Below are 833 nucleotides of genomic sequence, written 5' to 3' on the forward strand. Positions count from 1 at the left end.
AGCCGCGCGGCGAGCGCGGCCTCCGGCGGCGCGGTCCGCCACACCTGGGGCACGCAGCGGCTGATCAGCGTGTGGCTGAAGCTGTAGAAGGTGGCGGTGACGGTTCCCGGCCCGACCGGGCCCAGCGCCGCCGCCCGGCCGGCGAAGTAGACCGCCGACGGGTCGTCGACGCCCAGGGCGGCGAACTCGTCGGTGAGGTCGGGGGAGAAGTACACGGCCGAGTGCAGCGGGTTCACGACGTTGTGGCAGCGGCGGCCGGCGCGCTCGTGGAGTGAGGTCATGGGATGAGGTTACTGATCGGTCGCTTAGTGTCGGAAGGGGGCGGGCCGGATCTCCTGCCGCGGACCCGCAGCGCCCGTCAGCCGGACCAGGTGAAGCGGGCCGGGCGGCGTTCGAGGAACGCCGCGGCGCCCTCGGCCGCCTCGCCGCTCGCGCGGGCCTGCCGTACCCAGTGCGCCGCCCGGTCCGGATCCACCGGACCGTCGACGAACTCCTTCGCCGCGGTCTGGGTCAGCAGCGAGCGGGTGCCCAGCGTCCGGGTGAACTCCGCGACCCGGGCGTCCAGCGCGTCGTCGTCCGGCAGCACCTCGTCCACCAGCCCCACGCGCAGCGCGCGGTCCGCGTCGATCAGCTCGGCCGAGAACAGCAGGTGCTTGGCCGCGGACGGGCCGACGAGGGTGGCCAGCCGCCGGGTCGAGGACGGCGGATAGACCACACCCAGCCTCGCCGGCGTCACCCCGAACACCGCGCCCCGAGCGGCGAACCGCAGGTCGCAGGCGCCGGAAAGCTGGCATCCTGACGTCTCCCGTCCACGGGAGGTGGTTCGTGAGCGC

At 74.4% G+C, this 833-nt stretch carries 2 protein-coding genes; both read right to left on the minus strand.

All coding sequences use genetic code 11. The features are described 5' to 3' along the window. On the minus strand, positions 1-281 hold a 281-nt coding region (locus tag ACYVE9_RS28985; protein ID WP_461030850.1), incomplete at its 3' end, for a helix-turn-helix domain-containing protein. Positions 282-358: 77 nt separating this feature from the next. After that, on the minus strand, positions 359-833 hold a 475-nt coding region (locus tag ACYVE9_RS28990; RefSeq protein WP_461030851.1), incomplete at its 5' end, for an enoyl-CoA hydratase/isomerase family protein.

Source organism: Streptomyces sparsus, assembly GCF_054776295.1.